We start from the raw sequence: 16,715 nt of genomic DNA, 5'->3' as shown, positions 1-16,715 counted from the left end.
TCTCCATCCGGAGGGAAAACCGTGGGCGGACCCGGGCCGGTGCGGGGTCGGGCGGCACCGGCCCGGGCAGGTGCGGAGGACGGAGGCCGCGGCCGGTGAGGGGTCAGGCGTCACCGGCGAGCCACGGCCGTCCCGGCTATCCGGCGTTGCGCTCCATGACCTTGGCGGCCTCGGCCAGGGCCGTCTTCACGTCGGCCTTGCCGAGGATCGCGGCCTGGAACTGCTTGGCGACGTCGGACGCGCTCTCGTCCCAGCCGGGGCATCCGGGCGCCGCGGCGCCGGTCTTGATGATCTCCGCGAACACCGCCGAGTGCTCCGGCGTGAACGGGGAGTCGGCGATCTTGTCCGGGCGGGGCGGGATGTAGGCGACGTTGCGGGCCTTCGACTCCGCCGTCACCGCGTCGACGGCCTCGTCGGTGTAGAGGAACTTGACGAAGTCCGCCGCCTGCTGGATGTGCTTGCTGTACGACGTGACCCCGACGGCCCGCCCGCCGATGAAGGTCGTGGGCGCCGCCGGGCCGGCCGGCAGCGGGGCGATCGCCCACTTGCCCTTCATCTTGGGCTTGCTGGTGTCGATGCCCAGGGCGTTCCAGTTGCCGCCGTAGACCATCGCGATGCCCTGGTCGAGCGCGTCCGAGGTCGTCACCGTGTCGGTCGGCGCGCCGTACTTGCGGTGCAGGTCGATCCAGTACGACAGCGCCTGCTCGGCCTGCGGGGTGTCGAGCGAGGGCTTGCAGTCCGGCGTGTAGAAGCTGCCGCCGGCCTGGTAGAGGAAGTTGAAGTAGCCGATCCAGTCGAGGTTGCCCCAGTCGATGCTGAACGGCGTCTTCACCCCGGACTTCTTGAGTTTCTCGATGTCGGCGGTCAGTTCCTCCCAGGTCTTGGGCGGCTCCTTGAGCCCGGCCTTGTCGAACAGGTCGGTCCGGTAATAGAGCGCTTCGGTGGACATGTCGAGCGGGATGCCGTAGACGGTGCCGTCGGGGGAGACGGCCGACTTCCATTGGGCGGGCTGCGCCTGGGCCTGGAGCTGCTCGATGCCGTACTTGCGCAGGTCGACCATGCCGCCGCGCAGGCCGAACTGGATGGTCCAGGTCATGCCGCCGGAGATGATGTCGGGCCCGCTGCGGCTGGTCGAGGCCGCCAGCAGCTTGGCGTACGCGTCGTCCCAGGCCAGCGTCTGCACCTTGATCGTCACGTTGGGGTGCGACTTCGTGTACAGGTCGGCCGCCTTCTGGAAGGCCGCGCTCTCGTCGTCGCCCCCCGTGGACCACCACGTGATCCCGGCGGGGGCGTTCGCGTCGGCCTGCTTGGTGTCCGAGGTGCCGCTGGTCGCGCAGCCCGCGCCGAAGGCGGCGATCAGGGCGGCGCAGGTGGCCGCCGTCGTTCGTCGCATGGACGTCTCCGATCTCTACGGAAAGTGATCGACTGACATGTCGTGCCCCCCGAGAGGCGGCCGGCCGCGAGGCCCTGCCCGCGCGGCGCACCTCCCACGCTTCGAATTCGTGCAGAGTCCAGCACTAAACCGGATTAGTTTCAAGAGGGTGTTTCATCCCGTCAATCCGGACGTCACGCCGTTCACGGCGCGATTTCCCAGTTCAAATGGGTGAACGGCGGTGAGGTGGATTCCTGCGGGCGACTCTTAACCGGGTCAGAAGTCTGAAACAGGGCACTTGTGTAACCTTGCGGCGTACACGAGCCAGGCCGACCACCCCACGGGAGCCCCCATGTTCGTCGACATGCCCCTTGACCAGTTGCGCGCGTACCTGCCCGAGCGCCGGGAGCCCGCCGACTTCGACGCCTTCTGGGACCGCACGCTCGCCGAAGCCCGCGTGCACGACCTGAACCCCGTCTTCGAGCCGTACGAGGCCGACCTCGCGCTGGTCGACGTGGCCGATGTGACGTTCGCGGGATTCGGCGGGCATCCGATCAAGGGGTGGTTCATCGCGCCCGCGGGCGCGTCGGGACCGTTGCCGTGCGTGGTGGAGTTCATCGGGTACGGCGGCGGCCGCGGCCGGCCGCACGACTGGCTGCTGTGGCCGGCCGCCGGATACGCGACGTTCGTGATGGACACCCGTGGGCAGGGCGGCACCTGGCGCTCGGGCGACACCCCCGACCCGGTGGGCGGCAACGGCGCGCAGATCCCCGGCAAGCTCACCCAGGGTGTGTTCGACCGGGACGACTACTACTACCGGCGCCTCTACACCGATGTCGTGCGCGCGGTCGAGGCGGCCAGGTCGCATCCCCTCGTGGACGCCGGGCGGGTCGTCGTGACCGGCGGCAGCCAGGGTGGCGGCATGGCGCTGGCCGCCGCCGCGCTCGTGCCGGACCTCGCCTACGCGTTCGTCAACGTGCCGTTCATGTGCGACATCCGGCGCGCCGTCGAGATCACCGACGAGGACCCGTACGGCGAGCTGGGCCGGTTCTGCGGGATCCACAGGACGCGGGTCGAGGACATCTTCGCGACCCTCGGCTACTTCGACGGACTGCACTTCGCGGCGCGGGCCCGCACGCCCGCCCGGTTCTCCGTCGCCCTGCGCGACGGGGTCACCCCGGCCTCGACCGTCTTCGGGGCCTACAACCACTACGCCGGCCCCAAGGACATCACGGTCTGGCCGTTCAACGGCCACGAGGGCGGGGAGTCGCAGCAGGCGCTCGAGCAGCTCAGGCTGGCCAGGAAGATCCTCGGCTGAACCCGGTCCCGCAGGGGCCCGAGCAGGGGCCGATCTCGCAGGGTGGACGCGGGGCGCGGTGGCCCGCCCCCGCGACTACCCTGGGGCCGATACCCTGAACGCGCAGGCACACGACCCGAGAGAGACCATGAAGACCTTCGAAGAGCTGTACGCCGAGCTGGCAGAGAAGGCGCGCACCCGGCCCGCGGGGTCCGGCACCGTGGCCGCCCTGGACGCCGGCGTCCATGCCATCGGCAAGAAGGTCGTCGAGGAGGCCGCGGAGAGCTGGATGGCGGCCGAGCACGAGTCGGCGGACCGGGCGGCCGAGGAGATCTCGCAGCTGCTCTACCACGTCCAGGTCCTGATGCTTGCGCGCGGAATCGGGCTGGACGAGGTCTACAAGCATCTGTAGCCGCCGCGGCGGCCACAGATCGTCCATCGACCTCGTTCTTGCCCGAAAGGATCTCCCACTCATGCTGCGCATCGCCGTACCGAACAAGGGCGCGCTCTCCGAGGCCGCCCAGACCATGCTGAAGGAGGCGGGCTACCGCCAGCGCAGGGACAGCAAGGAGCTCGTGGTCGTCGACTCCGAGAACTCCTGCGAGCTGTTCTTCCTCCGCCCGCGCGACATCGCCGTCTACGTCGGCGAGGGCACTCTCGACGCCGGCATCACCGGGCGCGACATGCTGTTCGACTCCGGCGCCCCGGCCGAGGAGGTCATGCCGCTCGGGTTCGGCCGGTCGACGTTCCGCTTCGCCTCCACGGCGGGCGCCTACTCCGGCGTCGCCGACCTGTCCGGCCTGCGCATCGCCACCTCGTACGCCGGGCTGCTCGGCAAGCACCTCGCCGACCAGGGCGTGGACGCCCGGGTCATCAAGCTCGACGGCGCGGTCGAGACGGCGATCAGGCTCGGCGTCGCCGACGCGGTCGCCGACGTGGTGGAGACCGGCACGACGCTGCGCAACGTCGGCCTGGAGGTGTTCGGCGAGCCGATCGCGCACTCCGAGGCCATCTTGATCAAGCGGGCCGGCGCCTCCGAGGCCAACGGCTTCCAGCAGCTCATCCGCCGCCTGCAGGGCGTGATCGTGGCCCGCGACTTCGTGATGATCGACTACGACATCCGGGCCGAGCGCATCGACGAGGCCATCGCCATCACCCCCGGCATGGAGGGGCCGACCGTCTCCCCGCTCCACCGCGAGGGCTGGGTGGCCGTGCGGGCGATGGTCCCGCGCAAGGGCCACCAGCAGGTGATGGACCAGCTCTGGGAGATCGGCGCCAAGGCGATCCTCGTGACCGCCATCTTCGCCTGCCGCCTCTGAATCAGGCTTTTTCGACCCGCTGTCACCGTGGCGCGCCGTGTGCCAAGATCGCGTCATGATGCGATTACATCGTCTGCTGGTGCCGTTGATCTGCGCGCTCACCCTCGCGGCGGGCGCGCCCGCCGTCGCGGCGGAGCACTCGGCGACCAGCGCGGGGGCGGCGGACGTCCCCGCGACGCAACTCGACGCGATCCGCAGGCTCGATTTCATGGTCGGGCGATGGGCCGGTTCGGGATGGGTCGACACCGCCTCCGGCCGGCAGGAGTTCCTCCAGACCGAAAAGGTGGCCTACAAGGCGGGCGGCCAGGTGCTCACGGTGGAGGGCCAGGGGCGGGACAAGAACGATCCGCGCAGGATCGTGGACACCGCGCTCGCGGTGGTCGGCTACAGCGACGTGACCGGGCAGTACCGGTGGGAGGCGTTCTCCCAGGGGCACGTCACCGAGTCCGTGCCCGTGGTCGACGACCACTTCTTCCAGTGGAGCCTGCACACCGGGGGGCCCACCATCCGGTACACCCTGAGCTTCACCGGCAGAACGTGGCACGAGGTCGGTGAGTACACCCTCGACGGCGGCGTCACCTGGCGGCAGAACTTCCAGATGGACCTGAGACGAGTGGCCTGACGACCCCTGTGTCTCCTCCCTCCCCTCTCGTACGGGGAGGGAGGCGGATGACAAATGTCACCGCGAAGGCCGGAGACGCGGCACTGATGATCGGACCCGCCCGATCCCTACCGTGAGGGCATGAACGCCATCGCCTTCACCGACGTCACCAAGAGGTACGGGGACGTGCTCGCGGTCGACGGCCTCGACCTGGAGGTCCCGGCCGGCGCCACGGTCGCCCTCCTCGGGCCGAACGGGGCCGGCAAGTCCACCTCGATCAACATGCTGCTGGGCCTGCTGCGGCCCAGCTCCGGCGAGATCCGGGTCTTCGGCGAGCCGCCGGAGACGGCGGTCGCCAACGGGGAGATCGGCGCGATGCTCCAGGAGGGCGCGCTGATCCCCGAGCTGACCGTCGCCGAGACCGTGGACTTCGTCCGGCGGCTCTACCCGCGTCCGCTGCCGCTGGAGGAGATCCTCCGGCTCGCCGACCTGACCGAGCTCGCCCGGCGGCGGGCCGACCGGCTGTCCGGCGGCCAGACCCAGCGGGTCCGGTTCGCGCTGGCGATCGCCGGCGGGCCGAGGCTGCTGCTGCTCGACGAGCCGACCGCGGCCATGGACGTCGAGTCCCGCCGTACGTTCTGGGACAACATGCGGGCGTACGCCGCGCGGGGCCGGACGATCCTGTTCGCCACCCACTATCTGGAGGAGGCCGACGAGAACGCCGACCGGGTCGTCGTGATCGCCCGCGGCCGGGTCGTCGCCGACGGCACCGCCGCCGAGATCAAGGCCGGGGTCGCCGGTCAGGCGGTGAGCTTCCTGCTGGGCGAGCAGCCGGTCGCAGGGCTCGACGCCCTGCCGGGGACGACCGGCGTGGAACTCCAGGGCGGCCGGGTAACGCTGCGCACCACCGACCTCGACGCCACCGTCGCCGCGTTGTACCGCAAGACCACCCTCGACATCCGCGACCTCCAGCTCCACGGGGCCGACCTGGAGGACGCCTTCCTCGCCCTCACCAAGGAGGCCTGACGATGCGGCACTACATCAAGGTCGAACTGCTGCGGATGCTGCGCAACAAGCGCTACGTCATCTTCGTGGTCGCCTTCCCCGTCGGCTTCTACCTCCTCTACTCCAACCTCTGGGGGTCGGAGTCCGACCAGGCGACCGGGCTGCGCGGCAGCGTCCTGCTGATGGTCTCGATGGCCGCGTACGGCGCGCTGGCCGCCGCGATGATGTCGACGGCCGTGCCCTGGTCGCAGGAGCGGCACAGTGGCTGGCTGCGGCAGCTCCAGATCACCCCGCTACCGGGCCGGGCGATCATCCTGACGAAGCTGATCTCCTCGCTGCTGCTGGTGCTGCCGTCACTGCTGCTGGTCGGCCTGGCCGCGGTGCTGACTCAGCACGTGTCGCTGTCGCCGGTGCGGTGGGTGGAACTGATCCTGGCGATGTGGGCCGGCACGATCCCCTTCGCGGCGCTGGGCCTGGCGATCGGATCCCTGCTGCCGCCCGACACCGCGCAGCCCGTCGCGATGATCGGCATGTTCGGGCTGGCCCTGCTCGGCGGGCTCTGGTTCCCCGAGAGCATCATGCCCGCGGCCATGAAGAGCATCGCCCACGTGACCCCGTCGTACGACTACGCGCGCATCGGATGGCGGATCGCGGCGGGCGAGACCCCGCACGCGGCCGACGCGGCCGGCATCCTCGCCTGGGGAGTGGCCCTGGTGGCACTGGCGCTCGTCGCCTACCGTCGTGCAACGGTGCGCGCCTGATCGACACAGTGCAACGGTGCGCGCCTGATCGACACAGTGCGACGGTGCGCGCCTGATCGGAGACAGCGCGACGGTGCGCGCCTGATATTCACCACGTTCGGAGGGACAGCGGGATGAGCCGGCTGGCCAGAGTGTTCACCTTCGGCGGGATTGACGACCGTCCCTCCCGCCTGAGGCGCCTGATGGGCATGTCGCTGGGCCTGATCTACCTCTTCTACCCGGTGTCCGAGGTGGTCGAAGGCACGGTGCGCGGCGCGCGGGCGGCCTGGTGGATGGCCGCGCTCGCGGTCTTCATAGCCGTCTACCTGACGATCGTGCTGGGCCCGCGCGACCTCGACGCTCATCCCCGGTGGATGTTCCCCCTGCTCGGCGTCGCGACGGTGATGGGGGCCGTCTTCCCGTTGATCTTCCAGAGCCCTTCCTGGCTGACCCTCCCGGTCTACCTGATGGTCGTCTACGCGATGGGCCTGCCGCCCCGCCGCGCCCTGCTGGGTCTCGCGGCCATGGCCGCGCTCGTCGTCGCAGAGGGCAAGGTCATGGGCGCCGACGACGGCACGGTGTGGGCGCTCGTGCTGCAGATCGTCACACTCGGCGTGCTGTTCATGAGCGTCCGCAACACCCGCGTCCTCGTCGTCCAGCTCAAGCAGGCGCAGAGCGATGTCGCCAGGCTGGCCGCGACCGAGGAGCGGCTGCGGATCGCCCGCGACCTGCACGACCTGCTGGGGCACAGCCTCTCGCTCATCGTGCTCAAGAGCGAGCTGGCCCGCCGCCTGGGCGAGCAGGGCTCGCCGAAGGCCGCCGGGGAGGTGGCCGACATCGAGTCGGTGGCGCGGCAGGCGCTGGCCCAGGTGCGCGAGGCCGTCGGCGGATACCGCCGGCGCCGCCTGTCGGAGGAGATCGACGGCGCCAGGTCGGCGCTGGGCGCGGCCGACGTCGCCCTCACCGTGCGCACCCGCGGCACCCCGCTGCCCGAGGATCTCGACGGCCTGTTCGCCTGGGCCGTACGCGAGGCCACCACCAACGTCGTACGGCACTCCGGGGCCACCCGCTGCGAGATCGACGTGTCGTACGGGGAGGAGGGCGCGGTCCTGGGGATCGCCGACAACGGCGGCGGCGGCGGGGCGTACGAGCAGGGCAACGGCCTCACCGGGCTCGGCGAGCGGGTGCGCGCGGCGGGCGGCAACCTGGAGGTCGAGGCCGGCAAGCGGGGGTTCAGGGTGCGGGTCGCGGTTCCGCCGCCCCTGGACCGTGCGGCGGAGATGATCGCGGATAGGTTGGGCGAGTGATCAGGGTCGTGCTGGCGGAGGACCAGAGCATGGTGCGGGGGGCGCTCGCCTCCCTGCTCGGCCTGGAGCCCGACATCGAGGTGGTCGGAGAGGCGGCGAACGGGGACGAGGTGATCACCGTCGCCGAGGCGACCAGACCGGACATCGCGCTGCTCGACATCGAGATGCCCGGCAGGGACGGGATCTCCGCCGCCGAGGAGCTGGGCCGCCGGGTCCCCGGGTGCCGGGTGGTGATCCTCACGACCTTCGGCAGGCCCGGATATCTGCGCCGCGCGATGGAGGCCGGGGCGGTGGCCTTCCTGGTGAAGGACAGTCCCGCGAGCGAACTGGCCGCCGCGATCAGGCGGGTGCTGCGGGGCGAGCGCGTGATCGACCCGGGTCTGGCCGCCGCCGCGCTCAGCGCCGGGCCGAACCCCCTGTCGCCGCGCGAGCGCGACGTGCTGTCCGCCGCCGCGGACGGCTCGACGATCAACGACATCTCGCTGCGGCTGCACCTGTCGGAGGGCACGGTGCGCAACTACCTCTCGGCGGCCATCCACAAGACCGGCGCGCGCAACCGGATCGAGGCCGTGCAGAAGGCCCAGGCGCAGGGCTGGCTCTGACCGGCGAGGCAGGGCGGGGCGTGATCACCAGGCGTACGCCTCGGGCGCCGGCCTGGCTCCGTTGGGGCCGGGGGGCGGGAAGAGCGCGTCCAGCGTGGCGAGCGTGCCGTCGTCGAGCGTGATCCTCAGTGCGCGCAATGAGCCGTCGAGCTGCTCGACCGTGCGCGGCCCGACGATCGGTCCGGTCACGCCGTCCTGGGCGAGCAGCCACGCCAGTCCGACATGCGCCGGGTCCTCGCCGATGTCGGCGCACAACTTCTCGTACGCCTCGACGGAGTCCCGGTGCTCGGCGAGCGCCGCGGCCCACAGTCCCGAGCCGCTGCGGTCGGCGACCCCCTCACGCTGCTTGCGCAGGACGCCGCTGAGCACGCCGCCGTGCAGCGGCGACCATGGGATCACCCCCAGCCCGTAGTGCCGAGCGGCGGGCAGCACCTCCAGCTCGGCCCAGCGCGACATCAGGTTGTAGATGGACTGTTCGCTGACGAGCCCGAGGAAGTGCCGGTCCCGCGCCGCCTCCTGCGCCTGGGCGATGTGCCAGCCGGCGAAGTTGGACGAGCCGAAGTAGAGCACTTTCCCCTGCCGGCGAAGGACGCTGAACGCCTCCCAGATCTCCTCCCAGGGCGTGCTCCGGTCGATGTGGTGCATCTGGTACAGGTCGATGTGGTCGGTCCGCAGTCGCCTGAGCGACGCCTCGCACGCCCGCCGGATGTGCAGGGCGGACAGGAACTGCTCGTTGGGCCAGTTCCCCATCGGCTGGTAGACCTTCGTGGCCAGCACGGTCCTGTCGCGCCGGCCGCCGCCCTTGGCGAACCAACGGCCGATGATCTGCTCGGTGACGCCTTCGCCCTGCTGTTCGCCGTACGCGTCGGCCGTGTCGAAGAAGTTGAGGCCGTGCTCGTGCGCACGGTCCATGATCGCGTGACTGTCCTCTTCGGACGTACGCGACCCGAAGTTCATGGTGCCGAGGACGAGCCGGGACACCGAAAGGCCGCTGCGGCCGAGGCGGGGGTACTCCACGTGTTTCTCCCTCTCAAGGGGCGTCACTGGTCGCATCAAGCGGGACGCAGTGAAGCTACAACTTGCCACATGTATGTTGCAAGTCTGAGGCAAGCGGCGACGCCGCCGTAGTATCACCCCGTGGAGAAGGCAGGACGCGCCCTCGGCCGCGATCCGCGGTGGCCTCAGCGGGCCGGCTGCGCCTGGAGGTCGGCGGCGTGCCGCAGCAGGTCGCCGACCCGCACCACGCCCATGCACCGGCCGACTTCGTCGACCACCACGAGGTCGTCGTACACGCGGGCGTTGTCCCGCCCCGCCACCTGCATGGCCGCGATCACCGGGGTCGTCTTCGCCACGATCTTCGCGGTGTCCGCCAGGCGGCCGGCCGACTTCTTCGCGTGCAGCGCGTGGCCGTACGCCCCGGCCATGAAGAGCAGGAACCGGCTGCGGTCGATGCTGCCCTGCGGCCGCTGGTATTCGTCCACCAGGATCACGCTCGTGATCGAGGGCTCGGCGCTCAGCACGGCGACCACCTCCTCGGCCGTCGACCCGGCCGGCAGCGTCACCGCGGGAAGCAGGAGCTCCTGCACCCGGGGGCCCAGCGACGCGGTGACCGCGGCCGCCTCGGGCACCGGCAGCGGCACGTGGACGCGGTTGTACCCGTGGGAGGGCCGCCAGTCCGACGGCGCGAGCAGGGGGCCCTGCGCGAGCCGGATGCCCCAGCCGCGTACGGCCGCCAGCTCCGTCTCGTCCCGCACGCCCGGGGCGAGCACGTGCGCGCCGACGCCACGCGCGAGCCGGACCAGCGACTCCGCGAGCGCGCCGCGCCGGGGATCGCGCGGCCCCCGCGCCACCAGGTCGGGGGACAGCGCGATCACGTACGGCGAGGCGTCGGCGAGCAGGTCGAGCGGCAGCGCGGCGGTGCCGACCCCGCCGAACGCGATGAGGTAGCCCACCGCGCGCAGACCGTCGATCCCGGACAGCAGGGCCGTGCGATCCACGGGCGCGGGATCGCCCTCGATCACGAGGATGACCTCGCGGGGACGCCGCTTGCACACGCGCATCGCCTCGTGCAGCGCCGCGAGGCCGGCCGTACCCCCGGCCACGGCGGCGGCGGAGATCGGCAGGACGAGCGGCAGCAGGGCCTCCTCGCGGGCGGCGGCCAGCAGGCCGTTCACCGTGCCCGCCACGTCCGGACCGCCGGAGGAGGCGCCCTCGGCGATCACCTCGATGGCCACGGCGCCGCCGGTGTCGAGGTCGACCACCGGAAGGAAGAGCGGGGCGGCCGGGCCGGGGAAGCCGGGCGCGGGACCCGCGGACGCGTACGCGCGCTGGTCGTACGGCTGGGCGGCGGCCGCCGGGGTGTACCTCCGCACCATGGTGGCCGGGCCGTGTTCCCACACGGCGTCCGCCGGGGCGTGTTCCCGCGCGCTGTCCGGGGGGAACGGGGTCGCCGGGGCCGGGCCGGACGCCGGGGTGAGTTGCGAGGTCGCGGCGAGCGGCGCCGCCGAGGGGGAGGGGAGCGACACGATTGAATTGTGGGACGCCGGGCCCCCGGACTTGCCGTCCACAGAAGGAAATTCACCTATATTTCCCCGTCAGTTGGACGGAATCCGACAGACGGTGCACGAGTAGGCTGATCAGCCATGACGGCAGGGCCCGCCGCGGGAGGCGGCAGATGGATCTCGGTAGCCCCCGAGCGGCTCGCCGGATGGATCGTGCGCTTCGCCGAGCGGCACGGCGCGATCGAGGCCGTCGTCCTGCCCGACCTGGTCCGTCTCGACGCCGCCGACGGCGCGGTCGCCGAGTGCCACGTGCCGTTCCCGCCGCTGCGCCCCTCCCGCGACGGTGAAGGTGACGGCGGGCACGAGGGCGAGTTCCGCCTTCCCCCGCCTGCGGCGGCGCTGGTGGCCCACGTGTGCCGTGAGCGGACCGTCGGCGTGCTGCTGGCCCGGCTCGGCGGGCACGCCGCCGGCGTCTTCGCCGGGGCCCGCCTCGTGACGGGCAAGGTCGGCTCGCGTCAGGTCCACGGGCGCAGCGCGGCGGGCGGATGGTCGCAGCAGCGCTTCGCCCGGCGCAGGGACAAGCAGTCGGCCGAGGCGCTGGGGGCCGCCGCCGACGTGGCCGTCCGGGTGCTCCTGCCGAGGCTCGCGGACCTGGAGGCCGTCGTGCTCGGCGGGGACCGGCGCTCGATCGAGGAGATCAGGCGCGACCGGCGCCTCGCGCCGCTGTTCGCGCTGGAGACCGGCCCCTTCCTCACCGTCCCCGACCCCCGGCTGGCGGTCCTGGAGGGCGCCCCCGCGCTGTTCCGCGCCGTACGGATCCGCGTGATCGACCCCTGACCGGCCGTGCGGCGGGGCGAGGGCGGGGTTTCACCGCAGGCGGTGGTGGACACGGCGGCACTACACTTGAGCCCATGCGCACTCCCGATTGATCGCTCCCGGTGCCGATCCTGACCCCATCACCTACGGGAGTGTCCCCTTAACTATGATCATCGCTACCGACATCGAACTTCGCGCCGGCTCGCGCCTGCTCATCGAGGGCGCCTCGTTCCGGGTGAACCCGGGCGACAAGATCGGTCTGGTCGGCCGCAACGGGGCCGGCAAGACCACCCTCACCAAGGTCCTGGCGGGAGAGGGCCTGCCCGCCGCGGGCACGGTCACGATCTCCGGCAGTGTCGGCTACCTGCCGCAGGACCCCCGCACCGGCGACCTGAGCGTGCTGGCGCGCGACCGGATCCTGTCGGCCCGCGGCCTCGACGACGTGCTCCGCGAACTGCGCGAGGCGGAGGCCGGGATGGCGGCCGACGACCAGCGCGTACGCGATCGGGCGGTGCGCGCCTACGGCCGCCTGGAGGACCGCCTGCACGTCCTCGGCGGCTACGCGGCGGAGTCGGAGGCGGCCTCGATCGCCTCCAGCCTGGGGCTGCCCGACCGTGTCCTCGGCCAGCCGCTGGAGACCCTCTCCGGCGGCCAGCGACGCCGGGTGGAACTGGCCCGCATCCTGTTCTCCGGAGCGGAGACTCTCCTGCTTGACGAGCCGACAAACCACCTCGATGCGGACTCGATCGGCTGGCTTCGTGATTTTTTGCGCTCACACCAGGGCGGCTTGGTGATCATCAGCCATGATGTGAACCTTCTTGATGCGACGGTAAACCGGGTGCTCCACCTCGACGCGAACCGCTGCGTGATCGACACCTACAACGTCGGCTGGAAGGCGTACCTCGCCCAGAGGGAGACCGACGAGAAGCGGCGCAAGCGTGAGCGGGTCAACGCCGAGCGGCAGGCGTCGGCCCTGCTGTCCCAGGCCGACCGCATGCGGGCGAAGGCCACCAAGGCCAAGGCGGCCCAGGACATGGAGCGGCGCGCCCGGCGGCTGCTCTCCGGCGTCGAGGGCGAGCGGCGCTCCGACCGCGTCGCCAAGCTGCGCTTCCCCGACCCCGCGCCCTGCGGGAAGACCCCTCTGACGGCCCGCGGCCTGTCCAAGTCGTACGGCTCGCTTGAGGTGTTCACCGACGTCGACGCCGCGGTGGACCGGGGCTCGCGGATCGTCATCCTGGGCCTGAACGGCGCGGGCAAGACGACCCTGCTGCGTCTGTTCGCGGGCATCGAGAAGCCCGACACCGGCGAGGTCCTGCCCGGCCACGGGCTCAAGCTCGGCTACTACGCGCAGGAGCACGAGACGCTCGACCCCGGGCGCACGGTCCTGGAGAACATGCGCTCGGCCGGGCCCGACCTGGCCGACGTCGACCTGCGCAAGGTGCTGGGATCGTTCCTGTTCACCGGCGACGACGTGGACAAGCCCGCCGGGGTCCTGTCCGGCGGGGAGAAGACCCGTCTCGCCCTCGCGACGCTGGTGCTGTCGAGCGCCAACGTGCTGCTGCTCGACGAGCCCACCAACAACCTCGATCCGGCCTCCCGCGATCAGGTGCTGTCCGCCCTCGGCTCCTACACCGGCGCGATTGTGCTGGTCACGCACGACGAGGGGGCCGTGGAGGCGCTGCAGCCCGATAGGGTGATTCTGTTGCCAGACGGAGTAGAAGACGCATGGAGCGACGAATTTTCCGATCTTGTGGCGCTCGCCTGATCTTAATTTGAGCGGGTAGGGATCTTTTCCCGCGGAGTAGGTAGCCGATCCCGTCGAAATGACTGATCATGGGCTGAAGTAACGCTGCGGAAGTCTGGCACTACAGGAGGTACTCGTGGCCGAGACTCTGAAGAAGGGCACCCGGGTGACCGGGGCCGACCGGGAAAAGCTGGCCGCTGATCTCAAGAAGCGCTATTCCGCGGGTGAGAGCATCCGCGCTCTGGCTGCTTCCACCGGCCGCTCGTACGGGTTCATCCACCGCATCCTGAGCGAGTCCGGAGTGACTCTGCGCGGGCGCGGCGGCGCGACCCGGGGCAAGTCCAAGCGCTAGAGATCCACCTCAAGACGCGCGACCGCAGCCGCTCGTTCCTGCAGGAGGAGCGGTCGCGTCCGACTCGCCAGAACGATATTCGGTAAGCTCGGGCGCGACCGCGAGATGAACAGGAGGGCGGACGCCCGGCACGGACGGTGCGCCGCACCGGACCGGCCGTGCGAGGCGACGCCACTCCGCACCGGAGCAGGAGCAGGGCATGGCGGAAGCGGCAATGGGGGGGAATCTGGAGCACGCCCGTGAGACGGGCGACGGCTCCGATGTGTCGACGATCTCGGCGGCCGCGCCGGCCGAGGTCGGAGTGCGCTTCGAGGTGGACGGCGAGATCGCGACCGTCACTTTGGACCGGCCGGACAAGCGCAACGCTCAGACGTTCGCGACATGGTCGGCCCTGGCCCGGATCGGGGAGACCCTTCCGGAGCAGGTGAGAGTGGTCGTGGTCAAAGGCGAGGGGCCGTCCTTCTCAGCCGGGATCGACCTGCGCATGTTCAGGCCCGAGGGGGTGCCCGGACAGGGATCGTTCGCGAGCGCCGCGGCGCTCGGCGACACCGAGTTCGAGCAGCGGATCGCTGAGGCCCAGAAGGGCTTCCTGTGGCTACGCAGGCCGGAGATCGTGTCGATCGCGGCCGTGCAGGGCCACGCGATCGGGGCGGGCTTCCAGCTCGCACTCGCGTGCGACCTGCGTGTCGTCGCCGACGACGTGAAGTTCTGCATGAAGGAGCCCGCGCTGGGGCTGGTTCCCGACCTGACCGGGACCAAGCCCCTGGCCGACATCGTGGGGGTTCCCCGGGCCATCGAGATGTGCCTGACCGCGCGTACCGTCGGGGCCGCCGAGGCCGTACGGCTCGGCCTGGCCGAGATCGCGGTGCCCGCGTCCGAGTTGGCCCAGGCCGTACAGGACCTGGCCGCCGCGCTGCTGGCGACCGACCGCGCCGCCGCGGCCGCCACGAAGCGGCTGCTCCAGGCCGCGCCGGGACGCACGCTGGAGGAGCAGGCCGCCGCCGAGCGGGCCGAGCAGGTGGCGCGCATCCGGGCACTGTTCGGGTCGAACGGATAAGTACTGTTCGGGTTGAACGGATAAGTGCTGTTCGCTTCGAGCTGACGGGGGAATCGGGGGAGTCCTCCCACCGCTGCACGGCTGGGAGGATGTACGACATATGTCGATGATGAACGGGGGCTACGGCCTTCAGGTGATGCGGTCCTTACGGCGTGACAGCTCCGTGACGAAGGAGCGGTTGACGCCGGGGACCGTCCGGCGCATCGCCGGCTACGCCCGGCCGTTCCGCGCCCAGATCGCCGGTTTCCTCGCGCTGGTCGTGGTCGACGCGGTCATCGTGGTCGCCAACCCGCTGCTGATGAAGGCGATCATCGATTACGGCATCACCCCCGGGCGGGTCGACGTGGTGGTGTGGCTCGCCGCGGCGATCGGAGCGCTCGCGGTGCTGGACGCCGGGCTCGGCCTGGTGCAGCGGTGGTTCTCCGCCCGCATCGGCGAGGGCCTGATCTACAACCTGCGCACCGAGGTCTTCGACCACGTGCAGCGCATGCCGGTCGCGTTCTTCATGCGCGCCCAGACCGGCGCGCTCGTCTCCCGGCTGAACACCGACGTCATCGGGGCGCAGCGGGCCCTCACCAGCACGCTGTCGTCGGTGGTGTCCAACGTCATCAGCCTGGTGATGGTGCTCGGCACCATGCTCGTGCTGTCGTGGCAGGTCACGCTGGTCGCGCTGGTCCTGTTGCCGATCTTCATCTTCCCGGCCAAGTGGGTCGGCCGCAGGATGTCCGCGCTGACCCGCGAGCAGATGCAGCTCGACGCCGAGATGAGCTCGGTGATGACCGAGCGGTTCAACGTGGCCGGGGCCATGGTCGCCAAGCTGTACGGCAGGCCGGACGACGAGGCGGCCCACTTCGCGGAGCGCGCGGGCCGGGTCCGCGACGTGGGTGTGATCGTCGCCATGTACGGCACGGTGTTCCGCATCGCGCTCGGCCTGGTCGCCGCGCTGGCGACCGCGCTCGTCTACGGTCTCGGCGGCGTGCTCGCGATCTCCGGGGCCTTCGCGCTCGGCACCCTGGTCGCCCAGTCGTCCCTGCTCATGCGCCTGTACGGCCCGCTGACCAGCCTGTCGAACGTCCACGTGGACGTGATGACCGCGCTGGTGAGCTTCGACCGGGTCTTCGAGGTGCTCGACCTCAAGCCGATGGTGGCCGAGAAGCCGGACGCGGGGCCGATCCCCGAAGGGCCGGTCACGATCGAGTTCGACGACGTCCGCTTCCGCTACCCGGCCGCCTCCGAGGTGTCGCTGGCGTCGCTCGAGTCGGTGGCCCGCCCGGACACCGGGCCCTCGCAGGAGGTGCTCAAGGGCGTGTCGTTCACCGCGCACCCGGGCGAGCTGGTCGCGCTCGTCGGCCACTCGGGCGCGGGCAAGACGACCATCACCCAACTGGTGTCCCGGCTGTACGACGTGGACGAGGGGACCGTCCGGATCAACGGCGTGGACGTCCGCGACGTCACCCTGGACGGCATCAGGGACACGGTGGGAGTGGTCATGCAGGACGCCCACCTGTTCCACGACACGATCGGCAACAACCTCCGCTACGCCCGTCCTGAGGCGACCGACGAGGAGATCTGGGATGCCCTGCGCGCGGCCCAGATCGCCGACCTGGTCAAGAACCTGCCGGAGGAGCTGGAGACGGTCGTCGGCGACCGCGGCTACCGGCTGTCGGGAGGGGAGAAGCAGCGCATCGCCCTGGCCCGGCTCCTGCTGAAGGCGCCGCGGGTGGTGGTGCTGGACGAGGCGACCGCCCATCTGGACTCGGAGTCCGAGGCCGCGGTGCAGCAGGCGCTGAAGACCGCCCTGCGGGGGAGGACGTCGCTGGTGATCGCCCACCGGCTGTCGACCATCCGCGAGGCCGACACGATCCTGGTGGTCGAGGACGGCCGGGTCGCCGAACGCGGCAGGCACGAGGAGCTGCTGGAGCGGGGCGGCGCCTATGCCGAGCTGTACCGCACGCAGTTCACCGGCTCGGGCCCGGGCGGTTCCTGAGAGGCCCCGAGACGC

Annotated in this window: 16 protein-coding genes; 13 read left to right on the top strand and 3 right to left on the bottom strand. The window is 71.1% G+C overall.

From position 1 onward, the window contains the following. Nucleotides 1-136 precede the first annotated feature (136 nt). A complete protein-coding gene (locus HHX35_RS30310; RefSeq protein WP_182902074.1) occupies nucleotides 137-1,393 on the bottom strand; it encodes an extracellular solute-binding protein in 1,257 nt (418 codons plus the stop codon). Nucleotides 1,394-1,724: 331 nt separating this feature from the next. Between HHX35_RS30310 and HHX35_RS30305 the strand changes: the two genes are divergently transcribed. The 8 genes from HHX35_RS30305 to HHX35_RS30270 all read left to right on the top strand — a co-directional run bounded on the left by HHX35_RS30305 (nucleotide 1,725) and on the right by HHX35_RS30270 (nucleotide 8,243). Next, complete coding sequence (locus HHX35_RS30305; RefSeq protein WP_182902073.1) at nucleotides 1,725-2,690, top strand: acetylxylan esterase; 966 nt, start codon at nucleotides 1,725-1,727, stop codon at nucleotides 2,688-2,690. A gap of 127 nt (nucleotides 2,691-2,817) precedes the next feature. Further along, the gene (locus tag HHX35_RS30300) at nucleotides 2,818-3,081 is read left to right on the top strand and encodes a phosphoribosyl-ATP diphosphatase (RefSeq protein WP_030507281.1); all 264 of its coding nucleotides are present in this window, start codon (nucleotides 2,818-2,820) and stop codon (nucleotides 3,079-3,081) included. A 61-nt stretch (nucleotides 3,082-3,142) separates the two neighbouring features. Further along, nucleotides 3,143-3,988 (top strand): ATP phosphoribosyltransferase, encoded by an 846-nt coding sequence (hisG, locus tag HHX35_RS30295; protein WP_182902072.1) that lies wholly within the window; start codon nucleotides 3,143-3,145, stop codon nucleotides 3,986-3,988. Nucleotides 3,989-4,043: 55 nt separating this feature from the next. Then, nucleotides 4,044-4,610: a hypothetical protein gene (locus HHX35_RS30290; protein ID WP_182902071.1), complete on the top strand. Its 567-nt coding sequence runs from the start codon at nucleotides 4,044-4,046 to the stop codon at nucleotides 4,608-4,610. Nucleotides 4,611-4,730: 120 nt separating this feature from the next. Beyond that, on the top strand, nucleotides 4,731-5,615 hold the full coding sequence (locus tag HHX35_RS30285; protein ID WP_182902070.1) for an ABC transporter ATP-binding protein: 885 nt from the start codon (nucleotides 4,731-4,733) through the stop codon (nucleotides 5,613-5,615). Between the two features lie 2 nt (nucleotides 5,616-5,617). Beyond that, a complete protein-coding gene (locus HHX35_RS30280) occupies nucleotides 5,618-6,355 on the top strand; it encodes an ABC transporter permease (RefSeq protein WP_182902069.1) in 738 nt (245 codons plus the stop codon). Nucleotides 6,356-6,468: 113 nt separating this feature from the next. Beyond that, nucleotides 6,469-7,641, top strand: a complete 1,173-nt coding sequence (locus tag HHX35_RS30275; protein WP_182902068.1) for a sensor histidine kinase — start codon at nucleotides 6,469-6,471, stop codon at nucleotides 7,639-7,641. Continuing rightward, complete coding sequence (locus HHX35_RS30270; RefSeq protein ID WP_182902067.1) at nucleotides 7,638-8,243, top strand: response regulator transcription factor; 606 nt, start codon at nucleotides 7,638-7,640, stop codon at nucleotides 8,241-8,243. The genes HHX35_RS30275 and HHX35_RS30270 overlap by 4 nt, the downstream gene beginning before the upstream one ends. 24 nt (nucleotides 8,244-8,267) lie before the next feature. Here the strand turns inward: HHX35_RS30270 and HHX35_RS30265 are convergent, their stop codons facing one another. Continuing rightward, on the bottom strand, nucleotides 8,268-9,260 hold the full coding sequence (locus HHX35_RS30265; RefSeq protein ID WP_182902066.1) for an aldo/keto reductase: 993 nt from the start codon (nucleotides 9,258-9,260) through the stop codon (nucleotides 8,268-8,270). Between the two features lie 164 nt (nucleotides 9,261-9,424). Next, the gene (locus HHX35_RS30260) at nucleotides 9,425-10,768 is read right to left on the bottom strand and encodes an EAL domain-containing protein (RefSeq protein WP_310739402.1); all 1,344 of its coding nucleotides are present in this window, start codon (nucleotides 10,766-10,768) and stop codon (nucleotides 9,425-9,427) included. A 117-nt stretch (nucleotides 10,769-10,885) separates the two neighbouring features. Between HHX35_RS30260 and HHX35_RS30255 the strand changes: the two genes are divergently transcribed. From HHX35_RS30255 to HHX35_RS30235, 5 genes are all read left to right on the top strand, one after another. Further along, nucleotides 10,886-11,581, top strand: a complete 696-nt coding sequence (locus tag HHX35_RS30255; RefSeq protein WP_182902065.1) for an acVLRF1 family peptidyl-tRNA hydrolase — start codon at nucleotides 10,886-10,888, stop codon at nucleotides 11,579-11,581. A 145-nt stretch (nucleotides 11,582-11,726) separates the two neighbouring features. Then, complete coding sequence (locus HHX35_RS30250) at nucleotides 11,727-13,325, top strand: ABC-F family ATP-binding cassette domain-containing protein (RefSeq protein WP_182902064.1); 1,599 nt, start codon at nucleotides 11,727-11,729, stop codon at nucleotides 13,323-13,325. Between the two features lie 115 nt (nucleotides 13,326-13,440). Further along, entirely contained in the window at nucleotides 13,441-13,656 is a 216-nt protein-coding gene (locus tag HHX35_RS30245; RefSeq protein ID WP_030507271.1) for a helix-turn-helix domain-containing protein, read from the top strand. Nucleotides 13,657-13,855: 199 nt separating this feature from the next. Further along, on the top strand, nucleotides 13,856-14,713 hold the full coding sequence (locus HHX35_RS30240; RefSeq protein WP_182902063.1) for an enoyl-CoA hydratase/isomerase family protein: 858 nt from the start codon (nucleotides 13,856-13,858) through the stop codon (nucleotides 14,711-14,713). Nucleotides 14,714-14,813: 100 nt separating this feature from the next. Continuing rightward, nucleotides 14,814-16,700 (top strand): ABC transporter ATP-binding protein, encoded by a 1,887-nt coding sequence (locus tag HHX35_RS30235; protein WP_139573102.1) that lies wholly within the window; start codon nucleotides 14,814-14,816, stop codon nucleotides 16,698-16,700. Nucleotides 16,701-16,715: the final 15 nt, after the last annotated feature.

It is taken from the genome of Microbispora sp. H10830 (assembly GCF_014161375.1).
GTDB classification, from domain to species: Bacteria; Actinomycetota; Actinomycetes; order Streptosporangiales; family Streptosporangiaceae; genus Microbispora; species Microbispora catharanthi.
Note: the sequence above shows the minus strand (reverse complement) of the source record. Positions and strands in the feature narration are given on the sequence as shown.

What these genes read in the sequence shown, in the direction of transcription:
- HHX35_RS30305 (WP_182902073.1), top strand. Translation starts at nt 1,725, where the DNA reads ATGTTCGTCGACATGCCCCTTGACCAGTTGCGCGCGTACCTGCCCGAG.
- HHX35_RS30290 (WP_182902071.1), top strand. Translation starts at nt 4,044, where the DNA reads ATGATGCGATTACATCGTCTGCTGGTGCCGTTGATCTGCGCGCTCACC.
- HHX35_RS30250 (WP_182902064.1), top strand. Translation starts at nt 11,727, where the DNA reads ATGATCATCGCTACCGACATCGAACTTCGCGCCGGCTCGCGCCTGCTC.
- HHX35_RS30275 (WP_182902068.1), top strand. Translation starts at nt 6,469, where the DNA reads ATGAGCCGGCTGGCCAGAGTGTTCACCTTCGGCGGGATTGACGACCGT.
- HHX35_RS30300 (WP_030507281.1), top strand. Translation starts at nt 2,818, where the DNA reads ATGAAGACCTTCGAAGAGCTGTACGCCGAGCTGGCAGAGAAGGCGCGC.
- HHX35_RS30280 (WP_182902069.1), top strand. Translation starts at nt 5,618, where the DNA reads ATGCGGCACTACATCAAGGTCGAACTGCTGCGGATGCTGCGCAACAAG.
- hisG (WP_182902072.1), top strand. Translation starts at nt 3,143, where the DNA reads ATGCTGCGCATCGCCGTACCGAACAAGGGCGCGCTCTCCGAGGCCGCC.
- HHX35_RS30285 (WP_182902070.1), top strand. Translation starts at nt 4,731, where the DNA reads ATGAACGCCATCGCCTTCACCGACGTCACCAAGAGGTACGGGGACGTG.
- HHX35_RS30255 (WP_182902065.1), top strand. Translation starts at nt 10,886, where the DNA reads ATGACGGCAGGGCCCGCCGCGGGAGGCGGCAGATGGATCTCGGTAGCC.
- HHX35_RS30240 (WP_182902063.1), top strand. Translation starts at nt 13,856, where the DNA reads ATGGCGGAAGCGGCAATGGGGGGGAATCTGGAGCACGCCCGTGAGACG.
- HHX35_RS30235 (WP_139573102.1), top strand. Translation starts at nt 14,814, where the DNA reads ATGTCGATGATGAACGGGGGCTACGGCCTTCAGGTGATGCGGTCCTTA.
- HHX35_RS30310 (WP_182902074.1), bottom strand. Translation starts at nt 1,393, where the DNA reads ATGCGACGAACGACGGCGGCCACCTGCGCCGCCCTGATCGCCGCCTTC.